Consider the following 20,097-nt stretch of genomic DNA (forward strand, 5'->3'; position numbering starts at 1 on the left):
GATTTTTGAAATTGGAGGAATGGAATCTTGGAACGTGAACTCGCACTAGAAATTGTCCGTGTAACAGAAGCAGCAGCATTAGCATCCGCACAGTGGATGGGCCGCGGAAAGAAAAACGAAGCAGATGATGCAGCAACTACAGCAATGCGTGATATGTTTGATTCGGTAAACATGGCAGGTACAGTTGTAATCGGTGAAGGAGAACTTGATGAAGCACCGATGTTGTATATTGGTGAAGAACTAGGAACAGGTAACGGTCCAGAAGTAGACATCGCCGTTGACCCATTAGAAGGTACAAACATCGTTGCAAAAGGTCTTGCAAATGCAATGGCAGTTATCGCAATCGCAGATAAAGGAAACCTTCTTCATGCTCCTGATATGTACATGGAAAAAATCGCGGTTGGTCCAAAAGCAGCTGGTAAAATTAGCTTAGATGATCCAATTGAAAAAACAATTGAAATTGTAGCAGAAGCTAACAATAAAAAGATTCGTGATCTAACAGTTATCGTGCAAGAACGTGAACGTCATCAAGATATTATTGACCGTGTTCGTGCAAAAGGTGCACGCGTAAAATTATTTGGTGATGGTGATGTTGGTGCGTCAATCGCAACAGCACTACCTGGAACGGGTATTGATTTATTCGTTGGTATTGGCGGAGCTCCAGAAGGTGTTATTTCTGCAGCAGCATTAAAATGCCTTGAAGGTGAAATGCAAGCTCGCTTAGTTCCAATGAACGAAGAAGAAGAAGCTCGTTGTCGTGAAATGGGATTAGAAGATCCTCGTCAACTTCTTATGTTAGATGACTTAGTATCTGGGGATGATGCAATCTTCTCAGCAACTGGTGTATCTGCTGGTGAGTTATTAGACGGTGTTAAATTCCTTGGCGGAGATTTAGCTGAAACATATTCTATCGTTATGCGTTACAAAACAAGAACGGTACGATTCATTAAAACGCATCACCATTTAGATCATAAACCACACTTAAACTTAGATATTTAATAAAGGAGCCATGTGTATGGAAGAACGTTTCTTTCTGTACGACGATACAGTCGCTACAAGAACTCGTTTCGTTAGCTTTATGGGAGAAAATGAGCGTCATGATTTAGCGCTTTTATACTCCGATCGTCATTACGGTAAAACAATTGTCCTTGATATACAGCGCAATAGATTTGCAATCATCGGTCCTGACGATTTAAACGAACCAGGCTACTTAGAGCATGCATTTTCTATGACTGAAGAAATTGCAGAAGAATTACGCTCATTTTTATTTGAACTTATATAATTTATCGTATACACCAGCTATTTTAGCTGGTGTTTTTCACTTCAAGAGTTTTGAATTTTCAATCTTCTGTGTTATTATTAAGAATAAATCTATTTGGATAGAAAGGACGTTATCTACGTATGCCAACAACTACTTTGTAATGGACCAGCAATTGGATAGCATTACTCTCAAAAAAGCACCATGCTTTTTCAAGGGAGTAATCTGCCCATTCCCATTACAAAGGAACGTAACGCATCTGTAGTATGATGTTTACGGAGGTTCCTCTTTGGGGAACCTCCTTTTATTTTTGTCTATTTCTCATGTCTTCATACTACAAGACATCCAAATAGCTGTATTACGTTTCTTTGCCACTACTATAAGAGGTGAAGAAAAATGCAGAAAGTACAACTTTCTTGGAGTTTATATGAAAATGAACAAAACACAATCGAAAAGTATTGTAAAAATTGCAGACGCACTACCCTATTTACTGACACGAATATTCGTAGGCATAACGCCAACGGAAAAAATATATATCGTTTTGCCATTTATAAATGTCCGAAAGATCATACGTGGAACCAAAAACTTCGTATTTATAAATCATTTACTGATCATGTGGAAACAGTCGACATGAATACGCAAGATCAAACAGAAACAACTACTACCATTTCCATTACACATCATAAAGAAAGTGGCGTAGCTGAAATTACAATCGTATTAGATATCGTTTTCGGTTCCCGCCGAATCGATAAAGCTTTATCCACATATATTTCTGACTGGAGCCGTACACGCATTGTGGATAAAATTAAAAATGGGGATATTCAATTGAACGGACAACAAATGAAACCAAATGCAATACTTTCTGAAGGTGATCATATCTCGATTTGTTTATAAGCGAAAATATGCAAAAAATCCTCTTACAATCGTAAGAGGATTTTTTTATTTCTTCACTTTTCGTAATACGAAGTGTGCACAACCAAAGTTACAGTACTCGTATAAATACTCCGTTAACGTACTAATTTTCGTATCATATGTCGAACGTTGATTACTATCATCAAAGAAACCGCGCAATCTAAGTTGCTCATAACCCCAGTCCCCAACGATATAATCATATTTATTTAAAATTTCTGCATAACGCTCTTTAAATGCTTCTTCACTAAAACCGTCACGAAAGTTTTTAATTACTTCGTACTGCACATTATTAATGCTCACCGTAGCATGCATCTCTTGCTCTTGCTTTTGCTCCATCATTAACTTCCTCTCTAAGCATTCTTCTTTTTATCGTATCACAAAGCATACCAACCAACAATTTCAAATACAAAAAATTGAAAATTAGTGCATGCTATGGAGAAGGAGGTGATACATCGTGAAAAAACAAATTATACTCTCTCTCCTCACTCTTTCCTTATTTGCAGGCTGTCAATCATCTAATAAAGCCGAAATGGAACGTGAAGAAGGAAGTCGTGTTCTTGTTTCCAATAAAAACGACATGTATCATACGGAAAATACAAACACAAGATTAACGAGAGTCGGTTATTCATCTAAACAAAAACATGAAGTATCTAACAAACAAGTAGGAGCCATTAACCGTGAGAAAGTCGCTGAAATGATTACAAGCATGACAGTCAAACTTCCTGACGTTACAAACGCTGCTACGCTCGTTACCGATGATGAAGTATTTGTTGTATACCGTGCAAACACAACGGATCCAAAACTCGTAGCGGATCAAGTATATAAAGCTGCTTTGTCCATCGTCCCTCGCTATTATAAAGCATATGTATCAACAGACCAAAAGTTGATTTCTCAAATTCAAGGGCTTCAATCTGGCGCGTTAAATGATACAGAATATACACAAAGCCTTGATATGCTAAAGCGAGAAATGAGCAAAAATCCTCATTTGAACAATACGGGGGATCAAACTTTGAATGATATGATAAAAAAATAAAGAAGGTGGAGAAAACCTCCACCTTTTTTACTATTTCTTACGATCCGCATAAACCGCCATCGCATCACACATAAACTGCGCTAACCCCTCACCAAACTTATCGATATTTTTCGTGAAGCGCTCATCAGCGACGTACATTTGACCGAGTCCTTTAAAAGCATCTAATGAATATTCTCCGAAGTTTTGCAAGTAATCGTACCATACCCCGATTGCTTCTTGTGCCTCTTTAGAATCTGGTGCGCCGTGTCTAAGCGCCGCCAAATTTCTATAAATCGTATTAAACTCTTCTTGATTGTCTTTTGACATACCTTTCGCGTATTCATTCGCTTTATCTACAGCTGCGTCTCCCCATCGTTCACGCGCTTCTTCTTCGTACGGATTATGGCTGAAATCGAAGCCTTCAAATTTCTCTTTATTCGTCATTTCAATCTCTCCTTTTGTATGCTGAATTGTTTTATCAATCGTCGCAATCACTTTATCTAACCTAGCACGCTTTTCAAGAAGCATTTTCTTGTGAAGCTGTAGTGCTTCTTCGTGGTCAAATGATGGACTCATAATAATTTCTTTAATTTTCTTTAAAGGGAAGCCTAGTTCTTTAAAAAATAAAATTTGCTGCAATGTCTCTAAATTTTCATTGGAATACAGACGATATCCAGACTCTGTCGTCTCGTCTGGGGTTAATAACCCAATTTCATCGTAATGATGCAGTGTGCGCACACTAATTCCAACTAAATTAGCTACTTCTTTTACCTTCATTGTCATGTGTATCTCCCCCTTAATACATACGATAAAGTATGACGCAACGTTAGAGTCAATAAGTAAATTCATTTTTTGTTAAAAGTTTCATCTCCACTATATTTCATGCATAATAGATATGTACATATATTAGAAAGCGGTGAAAGTATGGTTTCAAGTACGGTAATTGCCAGTATCACAATTCAACTTGTGATTTCGATTCTGGTACCTATTATTGCGTTTGTTTATTTCCGTAAAAAATATAATATTAATTGGAAAGTGGTCGGCGTTGGTGTTCTTATCTTTATTGGATTTACCCAAATTCTCGAAACACCGTTCCACCTATTTATGCGTGGTAATCCAGCAATCGCTCCATTTTTAGAAAATCCGTTTGTCTTTGCAATTTATGGCGGACTAACTGCTGGTATTTTTGAAGAATTAGGACGCTTCGTTGCCTTCTTCTTCCTACTAAAAAAATATCTAGAATATAAAGATGGCCTCGCTTATGGAATTGGTCACGGCGGGATTGAATCCATTTTAGTTGGCGGATTCTCTGCATTACAGACACTTATATTCGCTAATGCTATTAACAATGGTAGCTTCGCTCAAATGGCAGAAAAACTACCACAATTAAATCTTGTAAAGGATATGTTAATAGAACAACCTGCTTATTTATACTTCCTTGGCAGCTTGGAAAGAATTATGGCTCTTGTATTGCAAATTGCCTTTACAATGCTTGTCTTATACGCAGTAAAACAGAAGAAATATATCTTCCTTGTTTACGCTATATTATTCCACGCATTTGTAGACTTTTTCGCGGCACTTTATCAAACAAAAACAATTAACATCTTTGTTGCAGAAGGAATTACCCTTCTCTTCACAATTGGTGCTGTTATTCTTATTCGTAAAATGAAAGAGAAATTAATGAATGTACCGGCGTAAAAATAACCCACCAGTTGGTGGGTTATTTTTTATATGGATTATCATAATGATGATAGCTTTTTCCCCCTTGCAACTCCCTCCTTGTTTCTGCATCTATAACAATGTACTTATAAACCTCTTCTACTTCATTTTGAGAAAAGGAAGCAAAAAAATAAACTTGGCGATCAGGGTGAATAAAAAAATCTTGAAGCACCACTTCACCCCGGCAACCCACGGCTGTTTTTTGCCTGAAAGAAAATTCTTCATCGGGCACTTCTTTAAATAAAATCTTTTTCCGAACGCTATATGTTGCATTGTTGTATTCTTTATAGATTTTCTTATCTAACTGTTCGTAAAACACATCCTCACTCACAAACGATTTATTTCGATTGCTTGGATAATTTAATTTTTGATTGGATTCTGCATATGTTGTGGACAAGTGTATAAAAAAACAAAGACCGAATATAATACATATCATTTTTTTCATCATTACACCTCAATTATTCATTTATCCACATTACTTTTCCACATATTTAGATCAATATGCCGTTTCCAATAAAAAGGAATTTTTTCCACATTTGTCGAAGTATATAGCGTCAACTTGAAAGATGGGGATGAATTATGAAGAAATTGATTGTAATACGACATTGTTCAGCAACTGGACAAGAACGTGATGCCGAATTAACGATTGCAGGAAAAAATCAAGCAAACACTCTTGCTACATTCATCTTAGAAAACCAACCACAAATAGATCATATTATTTCAAGCCCATTTGTGCGAGCTATCGATTCTATTCGGCCCTATGCGCTTCAAGCTAACTTGTCTATCCAAGAAGATGAACGATTAGCTGAACGCATATTAAGCGACGTTCCAATGGATGATTGGTTGCAAAAACTAGAATCTACTTTTACAAATATAGATATTGCCTTTTCAGGCGGAGAGTCAACAAAACAAGCGACGGATCGAGCTATATCACTTATCCAAGACGTTTTAAAGTTAAACCATACTACAACACTACTCGTTACACACGGCAACTTACTTACGCTCATTTTAAAGCACTTTGATCATACGATTGGCTTTAATGAATGGAGAGCTTTAACGAATCCTGATATTTACGAAATTACACTCGATACACAATGCATCCTAAAACGATTATGGGGAGCACCGTCCAAGTAATATCTCTTTCCAACACATTCAGTTGACGCCACGAGAAGAAACTGTACTAACAATAGAAAGGGGTATCACTCCATATGTACGAAGATGTACTTGCTTTACTACATAAAACAAATGCTTCTTACGAAAAGTTTGAACACGAACCAGTACTCGATTATGAAACAGATCGTATCGTACGTGAAAGGCTTGGCTTACACGGCACTCCAAGTAAAAGCTTATTTTTAAAATCAAAGTCTGGAGATTATTACGTATTTTTCACGTTAGAGGGCACAAGGCTCAACCGAGGAGAGATGAAAGAAATAACAGGAGAAAGCTTATCTCTCTGTTCTCCTGATGAGCTAAGAGAAGAAACAGGCTGTACTCCAGGATGTGTAGCTCCTTTCGGTTATTCACAACATGTAACGATTATTGTGGATAGCGCTATTTATGCTTACGATAAAATTTTAATTACACCTGGTGTACCTGAATTTACAATTGAATTATCCACAGAGGAATTAAAGAAAATCTTATTAACATGCCCAAATACTGTTTTAGAATATAAACAAAAAGAGAGCCAATGATTAGCTCTCTTTTTTCATTATTTTGCTTCTGCTACTTTTTCTTTTGCAGAACGTACTTGCTCGTCCGCATGGTAAGAAGAACGCACAAGTGGGCCAGCTTCACAGTGGCTAAAGCCTTTGCTAAGTGCAATTTCTTTAAGCTCTGCAAATTCTGCTGGTGGGTAATATTTAAGAACTGGTAAATGCTTCTTAGATGGTTGTAGGTATTGTCCAAGAGTTAAAATATCCACATTGTTTGCACGTAAGTCATCCATTGCTTCAATTAAATCTTCTCTCGTTTCACCTAAGCCCACCATAATGCTCGATTTAGTTGGAATATCAGGCTGCATTTCTTTCGCTCGACGTAAAAACTCTAATGAACGGTCATATTTTGCTCTAGCGCGAACTCGGTTAGATAATCGACGTACTGTTTCAATGTTATGGTTTAAAATATCTGGTTTTGCATCCATTAACATTTTTAAGTTTTCTTCTACTCCACCCATGTCAGATGGTAATACTTCGATTGACGTAAATGGATTTTTGCGACGAACAGCGCGTACTGTTTCAGCAAAAACAGCTGCTCCCCCGTCTTTTAAATCATCACGTGCAACCGCTGTTATAACAACGTGCTTTAAGCCCATTTGTACTACAGAATCTGCTACGCGTTCTGGCTCTTGTAAATCAAGCTCAGTTGGTAAGCCTGTTTTAACCGCACAAAAACGACAAGCACGTGTACAAACCGCACCTAAAATCATAAATGTTGCTGTTTTCCTTACAGCCCAGCATTCATGAATATTCGGACATTTTGCTTCTTCACAAACTGTATGAAGATTCTTAGAACGCATCATTTTCTTCAAGCCTGTATAGTTTTCATTCGTGTTTAACTTAATTTTCAACCATTCGGGCTTGCGCTTATATTCTGTTTGTTTTGTCATGGTTATCAACTCCGCACAATATGAAATAGTTTACCGTGTTCGCTTCTTTCAATGTAACATATCTATTCTAACGTATGAAAGCGATTTGCTCAAATGAAGATTCTAAGATTTTTTCCAATCGTTCCCTATAATGAAATACTCCGTATATCCCACACTAAAAAGAGTGATGTTGTGAAAGGAGTCTATTTCATGCTTCGAAAAATTTCTCTTTTGCTTTCGATTTGCTTTCTTCTCCACCAAAACATCGCTTACGGTGAAGATAATCAGCAAAGCATATACGAAAAGCGCATGGCACTATATAAAGAAACAGAGCAATCTTCAGGCATTCCGTGGTATTACTTAGCTGCAATGGATCAATACGAAAGAAATATACGGAGCGTAAGAAAAGACATTCCGAAAAAACCAGATGCCATCATTTCCCTTTATTTCAAACCAGAAATATGGGCTGGACCCGTTAATGGTAACGACACTCTCCCTCATACAATTTCTTTATTTGGCGGATTGGGTTTAGATGGTGACAAAGATGGATTTGCAAACGCAAATAACGATCGTGATCTTCTGCATACAGCAGCAACGATTTTAAAGAAACAAGGAACGTCCGAAGACCGTATTCACATTATGCTTTGGGAATATTATAGACGTGCGAAAACAGTTGATTTAATTACCGAATACGCCGGAATTTATAAACATTATGGGCGTATTAATTTAGAAGGAAATGCTTTTCCTCTTCCGATTCGTAGTGACCATAGCTACCGTAGTACTTTCGGTGCTGGAAGAAGTTTCGGGGGAAGAAGAGTTCATGAAGGAACCGATATTTTTGCTGGCTATGGCGTACCAGTAAGATCCACTTGCTATGGCATTATTGAAACAAAAGGTTGGAATCGTCTTGGCGGATGGCGCATCGGCATTCGTGACCTTCATAATAATTACCATTATTACGCTCATTTAGGTGGATTCTCAAAAGAAATACAGCTTGGACAAATTGTCGAGCCTGGAAAAGTAATCGGATTTGTCGGTAGCACCGGTTACGGCCCTCCCGGCACAGCTGGAAAATTCCCGCCCCACCTACATTTCGGCATGTATAAAGACAATGGTTATACAGAATGGGCTTTCGATCCATACATGCATTTAAGTCTTTGGGAGCGAAAAGAACGCACGAATACAAAGCGATAACCGTAGCAATATGCTACGGTTATTTTTTTAATTCGGCTAACTATCCGTTTTCTTTTTATCAGGTACAACAACACTCCCGCTTCCATAATAAGTAGGTACTTCCCCTTGAACAATGCGCGTTGCAATCGGAACGTCTTGTTTTACCTTTATTTCTTTCGTATGAAATGGAATAATTACTTGCAACGTAACTTCCATCTCCATAATAATTTGAATCGCTGTCGTATTGATCCCGTGCGGTTCAATTTTTTGTTTAATATCCGTATTCACATGACCAATCGTCGTGAAATCAATTGGAATATCGGGACCTATATTTCCAAGAAGCGCATTATCCGTTACACGACCAAAAGGAACTGCCATCGTTGCTCCATTTTTTTCAGAAATACCTAGCCCCTTCAAATCACCTTGTTCTACTTGCTGTAAATATTTTTCTATGTATGTGGTCGTTGACGTTACGATTTCATTTACTTGCTTCGTATTTAAATTAATTGTGGATACTTTTCCGTTTTTATCATTTTGTACTTTCATTAATGAATCGACATCAAACCCTTCATTAATTCTATCTTTTACCGCCTTCGTCATAACCGCTGTCGCCATTTTATGTGTCTCTACTTCCCCATATTTAAGTAATGTCGGCTGAATGCTTTTATTCACAATCCATAATCCTTGCACGAGTAATATGACAAAAAGAATAAACGACATAAGCAGTATGTGCCGAAAGGAAATTGGTCCCCTTCGAAACCGCGAATTTTTCGAACGAAATATACTCATAAAAAACCCTCCTTCTTATATCATTTCTATGCAAGAAGGAGGGACGATATATGCTTATCTCATTTTTAATAATGCTTCTTTTCCGATTGTGCCTGCCGTAATACCTAATGCTTCGGCTTCAATCGTTACTGATTCTAGCGGTGCTTCAAGAAGTTGTTCAATCGTTCTTACACCAACCGCACGGCCAGCAATAATACCTCGATCACCTAACTTCTCATTTAAAAGACCTACATCTAATGCACCGCACATAATATATCCTTTATCGCTCATTACAGCTAGCAAATTTGTCTTTGGAAGTTTGACGCTAACCGCAATAAACGTATAATTATCGATTATAATTGGCTCCACATTAACCATAGTTCACACTCCTCTCTTTCTTATCTGTATGACAAGAGAAAAATGAGTGTTACAAGTTAACTAGCCTATAGTTTGACAGAAGATGTATGAGTTATCAACACGTCTGTTAACACATCTCTGAGTAACTCTGGCATATAATATTGTTTGTCAGAAAGTGTGGATAGCTCTGGGTATAAGTATCCGAATGTAAACATATCAATCGTTCCTACCGTATATATACGATCTAATTCCAGCGATTCCCCGTTAATCAATACATCTTCCAGTAAAATTTTATTCCCAGGAATCGTATCTGGAACGACTTCTACACCAGCATAAATCATTTTTCCCATCACTTTTCCGCGAAATCCGAATCCTTTTACCTCAAGGTTCTCCATATTCGGGCGACGCGCTTTCAAAATAACTTCTCGTAACGTTTTTCCTGGCACTTTTAATAAACATGGATTAATTGGATGTGGACAAATTCTGTGAATATCTCCGCGCGTCACAACACCTTCATTTAATCCCTCTAATAGCACACCAGCGTTCACCATTCCAATTTCTGCATCGCACCACGTTTTCAGCGCACTTGCTAACATGTGCGAAAATACCGTCTCATGAAACCAATTGACCGGTAATGATTCCTTTAAATGAACGACAGGCTCTGCCATAATATGTTTACTTTCTTCCTGTAGCAATTCAATTGTGGATAACGGTTTGCTATAAGCACCTAAACGTTCTGTCTTAATCGCTCTACCGTCCTTTTTCAACAGCTTCTTCGTCTCTTTATCCACAGTAAGCTGAACGTGCCCAACGTAACGTCCCCACTTTTCACAACAACAAAGTAAAGTATTATTCATAAGAATGCCACGCTCAAATAAATGGTGCGTATGTGCACCTAAAATAACATCTATATCATAATGCTCTGCCATATACTCATCCATGCTTTTTCCAAGATGAGAAAGGACAACGGTAATATGAGCCTCATCTCGCACTTCTTCTAAAATAGACTCTAAATGGATAAGCGGATCTTCAATATGCCAATCGAGCATATGATAAAACTCTGGGTACGCTACTGTTAATCCGATAAAGGCAATCGTAATTCCATCTGTTGTTGTATGTAATTTATAAGGCTTTGCCCACTCCGGACGTACACCTTCTTTTTCAAATAAATTCGCAACGAGCACCTCAAATCCAGCATCATCATATAGACGATTCAAATGCTCCTTCGCTAACGTAATTCCTTCATTATTTCCAATCGTTACATAATCATATAACGCCTCATTCAAAAGCTTCGTATTGCCAAGTCCATTCGTCGCTTCCGAAATACTATGAAAACGATCCACATGATCGCCGATATCAACCGTCAAAACGGTCTCTCCCGCTTCCTGTCTTCGCTTTTTCTCCCCTTGTACAAACCGAGAAATTTGCGGCCAATTTTCAAAATGACTATGTATATCGTTTGTATGATAAAGGTGGATGATTGTTTCTTTATTTATATTCAGAGAAAAAACCTCCTCTCAGTTCCTTACTGCCATTTACGCTACACGTACGCAATAATCCTGTAAATACTTTTCGTCTTTTCTTGCTATTTTACATTGTACTCGCATTATAAGAAAAAGCCAAAGGTTGCCCTTTTAATATGAGAAATTTTATTTTTTCAAATCTGTGGATTAGTCAGAGGGGCGACATTTGTCAGTAAGTTTGTTGGGCGGCTTGGCGAAGAGTGTTTTACCAACTCCTATATGGAGGATTATTCTACATATATACCTTGTAATACGACATATGTCGTGTTACAATTTCCTCATAAGGTGGTGAACCATAAAATGGATAAAGAGATATTAAAAGGAAGTATTGATATTTTACTTCTCTCCATCATTAAACAACACGATACGTACGGATATGAAATTATTCAAAAGCTAAAAGAAAACAGCAACGATCTATACACGATGAGCCAAGGTACACTCTATCCAGCACTCAAACGTATGGAACAAAAGGATTTAATTAATTCCTACTGGGGTGAATCTGAAACTGGTATGAAACGAAAGTTTTATCGCATTACTACGAGCGGAAAGAAAATTTTAGAAGAAAAACTAACAGCGTGGGATTCAGTTACAGCTCTTATTAAAACTTGTCAGAAAGGAGCTTTAAATTAATGACGATTGAAGAATACATAACGAGTATTGTTCAAAAAACAAACCTAGCGCAATCTGATAGAGACGAACTATACTTCGAAATTTATGATCATCTTACAAGTTTAAAACAAGAATTTCTCGATCAAGGAAAATCTGAAGAAGAAGCTATTACATTAGCCATTCAAAACTTCGGAGAAGCCTCTACTTTAGGAACTGAAATTGAAAAAGCGATGCAATCTTCTACGCAAAAATATGTACAGTGGATTGGTTGGGGATTATTTTTACCGTATTCATTTGTTTTATTATTTAAACTGTTGCTCGGGAGGCCAGCTTTTTACTTTGGTAATCTGAAGTACTTCTTTGAAACAGGTGACTGGCATTCTATACACGGTGGGTTAATAAACTTAATTCCGCTCAAAAGTACAATCCGCTATTTAAGTGGATTCGATCCTACTCATTTACTAGATCCTTATAATATAGAAATCATACTTATGAATACATTAGGGAACGTCATCATATTTATCCCATTTGGATTCCTTCTGCCGTTATTATTTAAACAAATAAACAATGTAAAAATGGCATCAAAAATTTTCATTAAGTTTATTTTATTAATTGAATCATTACAACTCCTTACTTTTACTGGTGTTTTCGATATTGATGACATCATATTGAATATGTTAGGTGCTTTAATTGGGTATGGTTCTTTCATTGGGATGAAACATATTTGGGAGCGTATTAAATCTGTGGATAAGGTGGATACGATATAGGTTCGGGGTATACAGCCTGTTCTTCCTGTCGTAATTTGTTGATAAGTCGATATATTTAATTAAACACCGACTGGATAGCCCAGCCTGCCCTGAACTGACCTAAACTGAACCCAATCAAGCACAACATAAAAAAGCGCCCTGCATAGCAGGGCGCTTTCTTCATACATATATTATCCAGTTCCAGCGGCTAGAATGTTCGGTGGCTTCACTTCTTCCTATGAGGCAAAAAGCGCCTCTACGTCAGAAGCTCCATCCCCCTCACATTCTGAACGAGCCGCTTCCACTTTAAATATTAACCGATAGAACCTTCCATCTCAAACTTGATTAGGCGGTTCATTTCAACTGCGTATTCCATTGGAAGTTCGCGAGTGAATGGCTCGATGAAGCCCATTACGATCATTTCTGTAGCTTCTTGCTCAGAAATACCGCGGCTCATTAGGTAGAATAATTGTTCTTCTGATACTTTCGATACTTTCGCTTCGTGTTCAAGTGAAACGTAATCGTTTTTGATTTCGTTGTAAGGAATTGTATCAGATGTAGATTGGTTATCCATGATTAACGTGTCACACTCGATGTTAGAGCGAGAGTTTTTCGCTTTTGGTCCGAATTGTACGATACCACGGTAAGTTACTTTACCACCATGCTTCGCAATCGATTTAGAAACGATTGTTGAAGACGTGTTTGGTGCTAAGTGAATCATTTTCGCACCAGCATCTTGATGTTGGCCTTTACCAGCAATCGCGATAGATAATGTTAAACCACGAGCGCCTTCGCCTTTTAAGATAACTGCTGGGTATTTCATCGTTAATTTAGATCCGATATTACCGTCAATCCATTCCATCGTTGCGTTTTCTTCACAAACCGCACGTTTTGTAACTAGGTTGTATACGTTGTTCGCCCAGTTTTGGATTGTTGTATAACGGCAATATGCATCTTTCTTAATGATGATTTCTACTACCGCACTGTGAAGTGAGTTAGTCGTATAAACAGGTGCTGTACAACCTTCTACGTAGTGTACGTGTGCGCCTTCGTCTACGATGATAAGCGTACGCTCGAATTGTCCCATATTTTCAGAGTTAATACGGAAGTACGCTTGAAGTGGTGTATCCACTTTAATACCTTTTGGAACGTAGATGAATGATCCACCAGACCAAACTGCAGAGTTTAATGCAGAGAATTTGTTGTCTGTTGGTGGGATTACTTTTCCGAAATGCTCACGGAAAATATCTTCGTTCTCTTTTAATGCGCTATCTGTATCTTTGAAGACGATTCCTAGAGCTTCTAGGTCTTCTTTCATGTTGTGATATACAACTTCAGATTCGTACTGTGCAGATACACCAGCTAAATATTTTTGCTCAGCTTCAGGAATACCTAATTTATCAAATGTCGCTTTAATTTCCTCAGGTACTTCATCCCAAGACTTCTCAGATTTCTCAGATGGTTTTACGTAGTACGTAATTTCATCGAAATCTAAGTCGTTTAAGTCGCCGCCCCATTGTGGCATTGGCATTTCATAGAACTTATCCAGTGATTTTAAACGGAAGTCTAACATCCACTGTGGTTCTTCTTTCATACGTGAAATCTCTTCAACGATTTCTTTTGTTAAACCGCGTCCAGCACGGAAAATCGAAACGTCTTTGTCTTTGAAACCATATTTATAATCGCCGATATCTGGCAGTTGCTTCGCCATGTTGGTGTGTCCCTCCTTAGATAACCTCGTTTTTAGGAACCTTTAACATTACTTATCTTCGTTTAAGCCCTTTTCTAACGCTTTCCACGCTAATGTTGCACATTTAATACGTGCAGGGAACTTGCATACGCCTTGTAATGCTTCAATATCTCCTAAATCAATGCTGTCATCGTACTCTTTTCCTAGCATCATGTCAGAGAAAATTTTAGAAAGCTGAAGTGCCTCTTCAATTTTCTTACCTTTTACTGCTTGTGTCATCATCGAAGCTGAAGACATTGAGATAGAACACCCTTCTCCTTCAAACTTCGCCTCTTGTACAATACCTTCTTCTACTTTCATCGTAAGTTGAATACGATCGCCGCAAGTTGGATTGTTCAAGTTAACAGTAACACTATCTTCTAACACGCCATTGTTACGAGGATTCTTATAATGATCCATAATAACTTGACGGTATAACGTATCTAAATTATTAAATGACATTTGTGAAATACTCCTTTGTCTTGATTAGTGATTCAACAAATGTATCAATTTCTTCTTTTGTATTATATAAATAGAAGCTCGCACGTGCTGTAGAAGAAGCTTTCAGCCACTTCATAAGCGGTTGTGCACAGTGGTGTCCTGCGCGAACCGCAATGCCTTCTACATCTAATACAGTTGCTACATCATGAGGATGTACGTCTTCAATATTAAATGTAACAAGACCAGCGCGATGCTTTGGACCATAAATTGTAACGCCATCTACTTCTGATAGTCTTTCTAAAGCATATTGCGCTAATTCATGTTCATGCTTTTCAATATTATGAAGACCGATTTCTTCTAGGAAATCAATTGCCGCACCAAGTCCGATTGCATTACCGATAATCGGTGTACCTGCTTCAAACTTCCACGGAAGCTCTTTCCAAGTAGATTCTTGTAAATCTACGAAATCAATCATTTCACCGCCAAATTCAATTGGCTCCATATTGTTCAGCAATTCTTTTTTACCATATAATACGCCGATACCTGTAGGTCCGCACATCTTATGAGCAGATAATGCGTAGAAATCACAGTTTAAATCTTGTACATCCACTTTCATATGAGGTGCACTTTGTGCTCCATCAACGATCATGATTGCACCGTTTTCATGTGCAATTGCTCCGATTTCTTTTACAGGGTTAATCGTTCCAAGTACGTTTGATACTTGCATAATAGAAACGATTTTTGTATTCGGTGTAACTGTTTGACGAACATCTTCTAAAGAAATTGTACCGTCTGGTTGAAGCGGAAGGTATTTTAAAGTTGCACCAGTTTTCTTCGCAACTTGTTGCCACGGAATGATGTTACTATGGTGTTCCATGTAAGAAATAACGATTTCATCGCCTTCTTTTACATTTTCAAGACCATAGCTAGCCGCTACTGTATTTAATGCAGTTGTCGTTCCGCGCGTGAAAATAATCTCTTCCATTGATTTCGCGTTAATAAACTTGCGAACTTTCTCGCGTGCACCTTCATACGCGTCGGTAGCTTTCGTACCGAGCGTATGAACACCGCGATGCACGTTAGAATTATATTCTTTATAGTAACGTTCTAACGTTTCAATGACTTGAATTGGTTTTTGAGAAGTTGCTGCACTATCGAAATATACAAGTTGTTTGCCGTTCACTTTTTGATCAAGAATTGGAAACTGTTTGCGTATTTCATGAATATTCATTAGCGAACTTTCCTTTCAATTACCTCAACAAGCTGTGATTTTACTCCTTCAATTGGAAGCTCATTTACTACAGGTGCTAAGAATCCATGGATGACTAAACGTTCTGCTTCGCGTTTTGGAATACCACGGCTCATCAAGTAGTATAATTGGTACGGATCTACGCGGCCTACTGAAGCTGCGTGACCTGCCATTACATCATCTTCGTCGATTAAAAGAATTGGGTTTGCATCACCGCGAGCTTTTTCATCTAACATAAGAACGCGAGAAGATTGTTGTGCATTTGATTTAGATGCACCGTGTTCAATCTTACCAATTCCGTTAAAGATAGATGTTGCACTATCTTTTTGTACACCGTGTTTTAAAATCCAACCTTCAGAGTGTTTACCGAAGTGAACAACTTTAGTTGTAAAGTTTTGTGTTTGGTTACCACGACCAATTGTTACTGTTTTCGTATCAGCATATGATCCGTCGCCCATTAAATTCGTAACGTTCTCTGAAATTGTGTTTCCGTCATTCATAAGGCCTAAAGCCCAATCAATGCGGCCGTCGCGTCCAACAATTCCGCGGCGGTTAACGTAAGTTGTTACGTCTTTTGCTAATAGATCAACCGCACCAAATTTAACTTGTGCGCCTTGTTCCACGATTACTTCTGCTACGATATTTGCAATACCTTTAGCATTTTCATTTGCAACGTAGTTTTCTACATAAGTTGCAGTACTGTTCGCATCAGCTACGAATAATACGTGGTTATATACGTTAGCTTCTTCGCCGTCTACTAAGAATACAGCTTGAAGTGGAGTTTCAAGAACAACGTTTTTCGGAACATATACAAATGCACCGCCGTTGATTAATGCAGCATGAAGTGCAGTTAAACGATGCTCGTCTACCTTCACGCCGTCTTTCATTAAATACTTTTGTAATAGTTCAGCATGCTCTGTTGCAGCTGTTACGATGTCTGTAAAAATAACACCTTTTTCTTTTGCTTCGTCTGCTAAAGAAACGAATGCAGTTGTACCAGTACGTTGTACTAATACGCTGTTATTTTCATCGATTAAGTTTTTCACTGCTTCTGGAAGCTCTGTTAAAGAACTTACAGGCTCTTGCTTAGCAGCGTCGCCTTTTCCGATAAAGTCCCATTTTTCAATTTTCGTTTTATCAGGCGTTGGCATTGGAAGTTCAGTTGCTTGTGCAAGAGCTTGTAAGCGGAACTCAGTCAACCAAGCAGCTTCGTTTACTTCGCTTGCGCGTTGACGGATTGTTTCTTGATCGAAAGGTAATGTACCGATTGTCATGTTTATGCTCCTCTCTTACGCTTCTTGCTCTGTTGTTTCGTCTTCAATACCTAATTCTTTTTTAATCCAGTCATAACCTTCAGCTTCTAGACGTTGTGCAAGCTCAGGACCACCAGATTTAACGATACGACCGTTCATCATAACGTGAACGAAGTCTGGAGTGATGTAGTTTAATAAACGTTGGTAATGCGTAATCATTAGGCAACCGAACTCTTCGCCGCGCATTTGGTTAATACCTTTAGATACAACTTTTAATGCATCGATATCAAGACCTGAGTCGATTTCATCTAAGATTGCGATTTTTGGCTCAATCATCATTAATTGAAGGATTTCGTTACGCTTTTTCTCTCCACCAGAGAAACCTTCGTTTAAGTAACGTTGTGCCATTTCTGGATCCATTTCTAGGAATTCCATGTTTTTATCTAATGTACGGATAAATTTCATAAGAGAAATTTCATCGCCCTCTTCACGACGTGCATTAATTGCAGAACGTAAGAAGTCAGCGTTTGTTACTCCGCTAATTTCACTTGGATATTGCATTGCTAGAAATAGACCTGCTTGTGCGCGCTCGTCTACTTCCATTTCTAATACATCTTCACCGTCGATGATGATGCTACCTTCTGTTACTTCATACTTTGGGTGACCCATAATCGCAGAAGATAAAGTTGATTTACCTGTTCCGTTAGGTCCCATAATTGCGTGGATTTCTCCACCTTTTACTTCAAGGTTTACACCTTTTAAAATTTCTTTGCCATCAATTGATACGTGTAAGTCTTTAACCGTTAATGTAGAACCAGCCATCTCAATACCTCCATTAATCCTATATATACATTTTAAAAATTCCTAAAACGTTCATATTCTCATTTTATTCTCATTCTAATCTTATATCAAATAAAATGATATCGCAAACGACGAAAAAAAGTAACAATTTTTTCACAAATGTATATAAGTATTTCCCTTGCATCCTTATATAATACACCTTTCTTCTTATTTATATAAAGAAAAAAGGACTGTAAATTTCCCAGTCCTTTCCTTGTGTTTATTCACTTACCGGAAGTACAGCACCTTTATATTCTTTATTAATAAAGTCTTGAATTTCTTTTGAATGCAATACTTCTACTAATTCTTTAATTTCTTTTTTCTTCTCGTCACCTTTACGAACTGCAATAATATTTGCATACGGAGAGTCTGATCCTTCAATCGCAATTGCATCCTTTGCTGGATTTAATTTCGCATCAATTGCATAGTTTGAATTAATGAATAAAGCATCACCTTCATTATTTTCATACAGCTTTGGTGACAATCCAGGCTCTACATCTGTTTTAAACTTTAAGTTTTTCGGATTTTCTACAACATCTTTTACTGTCGCTTTAACAACATCTACACCGTCTTTTAATTTAATAACGCCGCCTTTTTGTAACAATGCGAGCATACGGCCACGCTCCGCTACGTTATTACTCATAATAACTGTTCCGCCATCTGGCAATTCTTTTAAACTTTTATATTTCTTAGAATAAATGCCCATTGGCTCTAAATGGATTTTTCCTGCGTTTACAATTTTATATCCCTTTTCTTGAATTTCTTTATCTAAGTAAGGAATGTGTTGGAAGTAGTTCGCATCAATTTCCTTATCCGCTAACGCTTTATTCGGCAAAACATAATCCTGGAACTTTTTAATCTCTAATTTAATGCCCTTTTTCTCTAGTATCGGCTGTGCCTTTTCTAAAATAACAGCGTGCGGCACGTTAGAAGCTCCCACAACAAGCTTATTCTCTTCTTTCCCTCCGCAAGCAGCTAATGTAAATACAGACAGTGCTGTAACAACTGACAGTAGAATCTTTTTCATATGATGTCCCCTTCTCCCCTATAGTTATGTAGTTATAAAAAAGGGCCGGCATACACCAGCCCTTTTCAGCAATTATTCTTTTACAGGAACAACCGCTCCTTTATATTCTTTATTAATAAAGTCTTCAATTTCTTTAGAATGCAATACTTCTACAAGCTCTTTAATCGCTTTTTTATCTTTATCACCTTTGCGAACCACTAATACGTTTGCGTACGGAGAATCATCGCCTTCAATTGCAATTGCATCTTTTTCTGGATTTAATTTCGCATCAATTGCATAGTTCGAGTTAATTAAAACAGCGTCGCCTTCTTTATTGTTATACACTTGTGGTAATAAACCAGGCTCAATATCCGTTTTAAACTTTAAGTTTTTCGGATTATCTGCAATATCTTTTGGAGTTGCACTAACTGGATCTACTCCGTCTTTAATTTTTAAAATGCCTTCTTTTTGTAAAATTGCTAAACCACGTCCATGGTCAGTAACGGAATTACTCATAATAATTGTCGCCCCGTCCGGAAGTTCTTTTAAGCTCTTATATTTTTGAGAGTATACACCAATTGGCTCTAAATGAATTTTCCCTGCTATTTCAAAATCATATTTTTTATCTTTAATTTCTTTTTCTAAATATGGAATGTGCTGGAAGTAGTTTGCATCTAAATCCTTATCCGCTAACGATTTATTTGGTAATACGTAGTCTTGGAATTTTTTAATTTCTAATTCAATTCCTTTTTTCTCTAATAAAGGTTTAGCCTTTTCTAAAATTTCAGCGTGCGGTACGTTAGAAGCCCCCACAACTAGTTTTGTTTCATCTTTATCTTTCCCGCCACAAGCAGCTAACCCAAAAATTGAAGTTGAAATAAGTGCTGTAAGTAATAATTTTTTCATTTGAAACATCCT

24 protein-coding genes are annotated in these 20,097 nt (G+C 37.6%); 10 read left to right on the top strand and 14 right to left on the bottom strand.

The features are described from left to right. The first annotated feature begins 27 nt into the window (after window positions 1-27). The 3 genes from glpX to ABH961_RS24940 all read left to right on the top strand — a co-directional run bounded on the left by glpX (window position 28) and on the right by ABH961_RS24940 (window position 2,152). Complete coding sequence (glpX, locus tag ABH961_RS24930) at window positions 28-999, top strand: class II fructose-bisphosphatase (protein WP_000439090.1); 972 nt, start codon at window positions 28-30, stop codon at window positions 997-999. A 16-nt stretch (window positions 1,000-1,015) separates the two neighbouring features. Beyond that, window positions 1,016-1,282, top strand: a complete 267-nt coding sequence (locus ABH961_RS24935) for a DUF3055 domain-containing protein (protein WP_000392614.1) — start codon at window positions 1,016-1,018, stop codon at window positions 1,280-1,282. A 372-nt stretch (window positions 1,283-1,654) separates the two neighbouring features. Then, a complete protein-coding gene (locus ABH961_RS24940) occupies window positions 1,655-2,152 on the top strand; it encodes a cytoplasmic protein (RefSeq protein WP_404520219.1) in 498 nt (165 codons plus the stop codon). Between the two features lie 45 nt (window positions 2,153-2,197). On the opposite strand, the gene ABH961_RS24945 is transcribed toward ABH961_RS24940, so the two are convergent. After that, window positions 2,198-2,509, bottom strand: a complete 312-nt coding sequence (locus ABH961_RS24945; RefSeq protein WP_002008894.1) for a YutD family protein — start codon at window positions 2,507-2,509, stop codon at window positions 2,198-2,200. A 115-nt stretch (window positions 2,510-2,624) separates the two neighbouring features. Here ABH961_RS24945 and ABH961_RS24950 point away from each other — a divergent pair, with 115 nt between their 5' ends. Next, the gene (locus ABH961_RS24950; RefSeq protein WP_000744033.1) at window positions 2,625-3,203 is read left to right on the top strand and encodes a YhcN/YlaJ family sporulation lipoprotein; all 579 of its coding nucleotides are present in this window, start codon (window positions 2,625-2,627) and stop codon (window positions 3,201-3,203) included. 30 nt (window positions 3,204-3,233) lie between these two features. Here the strand turns inward: ABH961_RS24950 and ABH961_RS24955 are convergent, their stop codons facing one another. After that, on the bottom strand, window positions 3,234-3,965 hold the full coding sequence (locus ABH961_RS24955) for a MerR family transcriptional regulator (protein WP_087986023.1): 732 nt from the start codon (window positions 3,963-3,965) through the stop codon (window positions 3,234-3,236). Between the two features lie 99 nt (window positions 3,966-4,064). Between ABH961_RS24955 and ABH961_RS24960 the strand changes: the two genes are divergently transcribed. Beyond that, window positions 4,065-4,880: a YhfC family intramembrane metalloprotease gene (locus ABH961_RS24960; RefSeq protein ID WP_404520238.1), complete on the top strand. Its 816-nt coding sequence runs from the start codon at window positions 4,065-4,067 to the stop codon at window positions 4,878-4,880. 22 nt (window positions 4,881-4,902) lie between these two features. Here ABH961_RS24960 and ABH961_RS24965 read toward each other — a convergent pair whose 3' ends face one another. Beyond that, the gene (locus tag ABH961_RS24965) at window positions 4,903-5,346 is read right to left on the bottom strand and encodes a hypothetical protein (RefSeq protein ID WP_141520004.1); all 444 of its coding nucleotides are present in this window, start codon (window positions 5,344-5,346) and stop codon (window positions 4,903-4,905) included. Window positions 5,347-5,480: 134 nt separating this feature from the next. Between ABH961_RS24965 and ABH961_RS24970 the strand changes: the two genes are divergently transcribed. Both ABH961_RS24970 and ABH961_RS24975 read left to right on the top strand, forming a co-directional pair. Continuing rightward, a complete protein-coding gene (locus ABH961_RS24970) occupies window positions 5,481-6,035 on the top strand; it encodes a histidine phosphatase family protein (protein ID WP_098078307.1) in 555 nt (184 codons plus the stop codon). 74 nt (window positions 6,036-6,109) lie between these two features. Next, window positions 6,110-6,592 carry a YbaK/EbsC family protein gene (locus ABH961_RS24975; protein WP_098078309.1) on the top strand — a complete coding sequence of 161 codons (483 nt, stop codon included), beginning with the start codon at window positions 6,110-6,112 and terminating at the stop codon, window positions 6,590-6,592. A gap of 17 nt (window positions 6,593-6,609) precedes the next feature. Here ABH961_RS24975 and lipA read toward each other — a convergent pair whose 3' ends face one another. Further along, entirely contained in the window at window positions 6,610-7,506 is an 897-nt protein-coding gene (gene lipA / locus ABH961_RS24980) for a lipoyl synthase (protein WP_000166376.1), read from the bottom strand. 189 nt (window positions 7,507-7,695) lie between these two features. On the opposite strand from lipA, the gene ABH961_RS24985 reads away from it, so the two are divergent. Further along, on the top strand, window positions 7,696-8,679 hold the full coding sequence (locus ABH961_RS24985; protein WP_048542310.1) for a M23 family metallopeptidase: 984 nt from the start codon (window positions 7,696-7,698) through the stop codon (window positions 8,677-8,679). 36 nt (window positions 8,680-8,715) lie between these two features. On the opposite strand, the gene yunB is transcribed toward ABH961_RS24985, so the two are convergent. The 3 genes from yunB to ABH961_RS25000 form a co-directional block, all read right to left on the bottom strand. Next, entirely contained in the window at window positions 8,716-9,447 is a 732-nt protein-coding gene (gene yunB / locus ABH961_RS24990; protein WP_046954393.1) for a sporulation protein YunB, read from the bottom strand. A gap of 54 nt (window positions 9,448-9,501) precedes the next feature. Next, window positions 9,502-9,804, bottom strand: a complete 303-nt coding sequence (locus tag ABH961_RS24995) for a YunC family protein (protein WP_000248463.1) — start codon at window positions 9,802-9,804, stop codon at window positions 9,502-9,504. Between the two features lie 65 nt (window positions 9,805-9,869). Further along, window positions 9,870-11,285: a bifunctional metallophosphatase/5'-nucleotidase gene (locus ABH961_RS25000; RefSeq protein ID WP_404520240.1), complete on the bottom strand. Its 1,416-nt coding sequence runs from the start codon at window positions 11,283-11,285 to the stop codon at window positions 9,870-9,872. 321 nt (window positions 11,286-11,606) lie between these two features. Between ABH961_RS25000 and ABH961_RS25005 the strand changes: the two genes are divergently transcribed. Together ABH961_RS25005 and ABH961_RS25010 are read left to right on the top strand one after the other, a co-directional pair. Further along, window positions 11,607-11,936, top strand: coding sequence for a PadR family transcriptional regulator (locus ABH961_RS25005; protein WP_048542314.1), 330 nt, complete (start codon window positions 11,607-11,609; stop codon window positions 11,934-11,936). After that, on the top strand, window positions 11,936-12,682 hold the full coding sequence (locus ABH961_RS25010; RefSeq protein WP_098847363.1) for a VanZ family protein: 747 nt from the start codon (window positions 11,936-11,938) through the stop codon (window positions 12,680-12,682). The genes ABH961_RS25005 and ABH961_RS25010 overlap by 1 nt, the downstream gene beginning before the upstream one ends. 292 nt (window positions 12,683-12,974) lie before the next feature. Here the strand turns inward: ABH961_RS25010 and sufB are convergent, their stop codons facing one another. The 7 genes from sufB to metQ (ABH961_RS25045) form a co-directional block, all read right to left on the bottom strand. Continuing rightward, window positions 12,975-14,372, bottom strand: coding sequence for a Fe-S cluster assembly protein SufB (gene sufB / locus ABH961_RS25015; protein ID WP_001118829.1), 1,398 nt, complete (start codon window positions 14,370-14,372; stop codon window positions 12,975-12,977). Window positions 14,373-14,420: 48 nt separating this feature from the next. Continuing rightward, the gene (gene sufU, locus ABH961_RS25020) at window positions 14,421-14,852 is read right to left on the bottom strand and encodes a Fe-S cluster assembly sulfur transfer protein SufU (protein ID WP_000009525.1); all 432 of its coding nucleotides are present in this window, start codon (window positions 14,850-14,852) and stop codon (window positions 14,421-14,423) included. Continuing rightward, window positions 14,842-16,062: a cysteine desulfurase SufS gene (gene sufS, locus ABH961_RS25025; RefSeq protein WP_001020765.1), complete on the bottom strand. Its 1,221-nt coding sequence runs from the start codon at window positions 16,060-16,062 to the stop codon at window positions 14,842-14,844. Before sufS ends, sufU begins: the two co-directional genes overlap by 11 nt. Continuing rightward, window positions 16,062-17,354, bottom strand: a complete 1,293-nt coding sequence (sufD, locus tag ABH961_RS25030; protein WP_048542318.1) for a Fe-S cluster assembly protein SufD — start codon at window positions 17,352-17,354, stop codon at window positions 16,062-16,064. The genes sufS and sufD overlap by 1 nt, the downstream gene beginning before the upstream one ends. Window positions 17,355-17,369: 15 nt before the next feature. Beyond that, window positions 17,370-18,155 (bottom strand): Fe-S cluster assembly ATPase SufC, encoded by a 786-nt coding sequence (gene sufC / locus ABH961_RS25035; protein ID WP_000929163.1) that lies wholly within the window; start codon window positions 18,153-18,155, stop codon window positions 17,370-17,372. A 238-nt stretch (window positions 18,156-18,393) separates the two neighbouring features. Then, window positions 18,394-19,200, bottom strand: coding sequence for a methionine ABC transporter substrate-binding lipoprotein MetQ (gene metQ / locus ABH961_RS25040; RefSeq protein ID WP_048542320.1), 807 nt, complete (start codon window positions 19,198-19,200; stop codon window positions 18,394-18,396). Between the two features lie 72 nt (window positions 19,201-19,272). Then, the gene (metQ, locus tag ABH961_RS25045) at window positions 19,273-20,085 is read right to left on the bottom strand and encodes a methionine ABC transporter substrate-binding lipoprotein MetQ (protein ID WP_048542322.1); all 813 of its coding nucleotides are present in this window, start codon (window positions 20,083-20,085) and stop codon (window positions 19,273-19,275) included. Window positions 20,086-20,097: the final 12 nt, after the last annotated feature.

The sequence above is a fragment of the Bacillus sp. RC251 genome (assembly GCF_044908765.1).
GTDB classification, from domain to species: Bacteria; Bacillota; Bacilli; order Bacillales; family Bacillaceae_G; genus Bacillus_A; species Bacillus_A wiedmannii.

What these genes read in the sequence shown, in the direction of transcription:
- ABH961_RS24975 (WP_098078309.1), top strand. Translation starts at nt 6,110, where the DNA reads ATGTACGAAGATGTACTTGCTTTACTACATAAAACAAATGCTTCTTAC.
- sufD (WP_048542318.1), bottom strand. Translation starts at nt 17,354, where the DNA reads ATGACAATCGGTACATTACCTTTCGATCAAGAAACAATCCGTCAACGC.
- ABH961_RS25010 (WP_098847363.1), top strand. Translation starts at nt 11,936, where the DNA reads ATGACGATTGAAGAATACATAACGAGTATTGTTCAAAAAACAAACCTA.
- ABH961_RS25005 (WP_048542314.1), top strand. Translation starts at nt 11,607, where the DNA reads ATGGATAAAGAGATATTAAAAGGAAGTATTGATATTTTACTTCTCTCC.
- ABH961_RS24965 (WP_141520004.1), bottom strand. Translation starts at nt 5,346, where the DNA reads ATGAAAAAAATGATATGTATTATATTCGGTCTTTGTTTTTTTATACAC.
- yunB (WP_046954393.1), bottom strand. Translation starts at nt 9,447, where the DNA reads ATGAGTATATTTCGTTCGAAAAATTCGCGGTTTCGAAGGGGACCAATT.
- ABH961_RS24935 (WP_000392614.1), top strand. Translation starts at nt 1,016, where the DNA reads ATGGAAGAACGTTTCTTTCTGTACGACGATACAGTCGCTACAAGAACT.
- sufB (WP_001118829.1), bottom strand. Translation starts at nt 14,372, where the DNA reads ATGGCGAAGCAACTGCCAGATATCGGCGATTATAAATATGGTTTCAAA.
- ABH961_RS24940 (WP_404520219.1), top strand. Translation starts at nt 1,655, where the DNA reads ATGCAGAAAGTACAACTTTCTTGGAGTTTATATGAAAATGAACAAAAC.
- lipA (WP_000166376.1), bottom strand. Translation starts at nt 7,506, where the DNA reads ATGACAAAACAAACAGAATATAAGCGCAAGCCCGAATGGTTGAAAATT.
- ABH961_RS24985 (WP_048542310.1), top strand. Translation starts at nt 7,696, where the DNA reads ATGCTTCGAAAAATTTCTCTTTTGCTTTCGATTTGCTTTCTTCTCCAC.
- ABH961_RS24970 (WP_098078307.1), top strand. Translation starts at nt 5,481, where the DNA reads ATGAAGAAATTGATTGTAATACGACATTGTTCAGCAACTGGACAAGAA.
- sufC (WP_000929163.1), bottom strand. Translation starts at nt 18,155, where the DNA reads ATGGCTGGTTCTACATTAACGGTTAAAGACTTACACGTATCAATTGAT.
- ABH961_RS24960 (WP_404520238.1), top strand. Translation starts at nt 4,065, where the DNA reads ATGCATAATAGATATGTACATATATTAGAAAGCGGTGAAAGTATGGTT.
- ABH961_RS24995 (WP_000248463.1), bottom strand. Translation starts at nt 9,804, where the DNA reads ATGGTTAATGTGGAGCCAATTATAATCGATAATTATACGTTTATTGCG.
- sufS (WP_001020765.1), bottom strand. Translation starts at nt 16,062, where the DNA reads ATGAATATTCATGAAATACGCAAACAGTTTCCAATTCTTGATCAAAAA.
- metQ (WP_048542320.1), bottom strand. Translation starts at nt 19,200, where the DNA reads ATGAAAAAGATTCTACTGTCAGTTGTTACAGCACTGTCTGTATTTACA.
- sufU (WP_000009525.1), bottom strand. Translation starts at nt 14,852, where the DNA reads ATGTCATTTAATAATTTAGATACGTTATACCGTCAAGTTATTATGGAT.
- ABH961_RS24955 (WP_087986023.1), bottom strand. Translation starts at nt 3,965, where the DNA reads ATGACAATGAAGGTAAAAGAAGTAGCTAATTTAGTTGGAATTAGTGTG.
- ABH961_RS24945 (WP_002008894.1), bottom strand. Translation starts at nt 2,509, where the DNA reads ATGATGGAGCAAAAGCAAGAGCAAGAGATGCATGCTACGGTGAGCATT.
- metQ (WP_048542322.1), bottom strand. Translation starts at nt 20,085, where the DNA reads ATGAAAAAATTATTACTTACAGCACTTATTTCAACTTCAATTTTTGGG.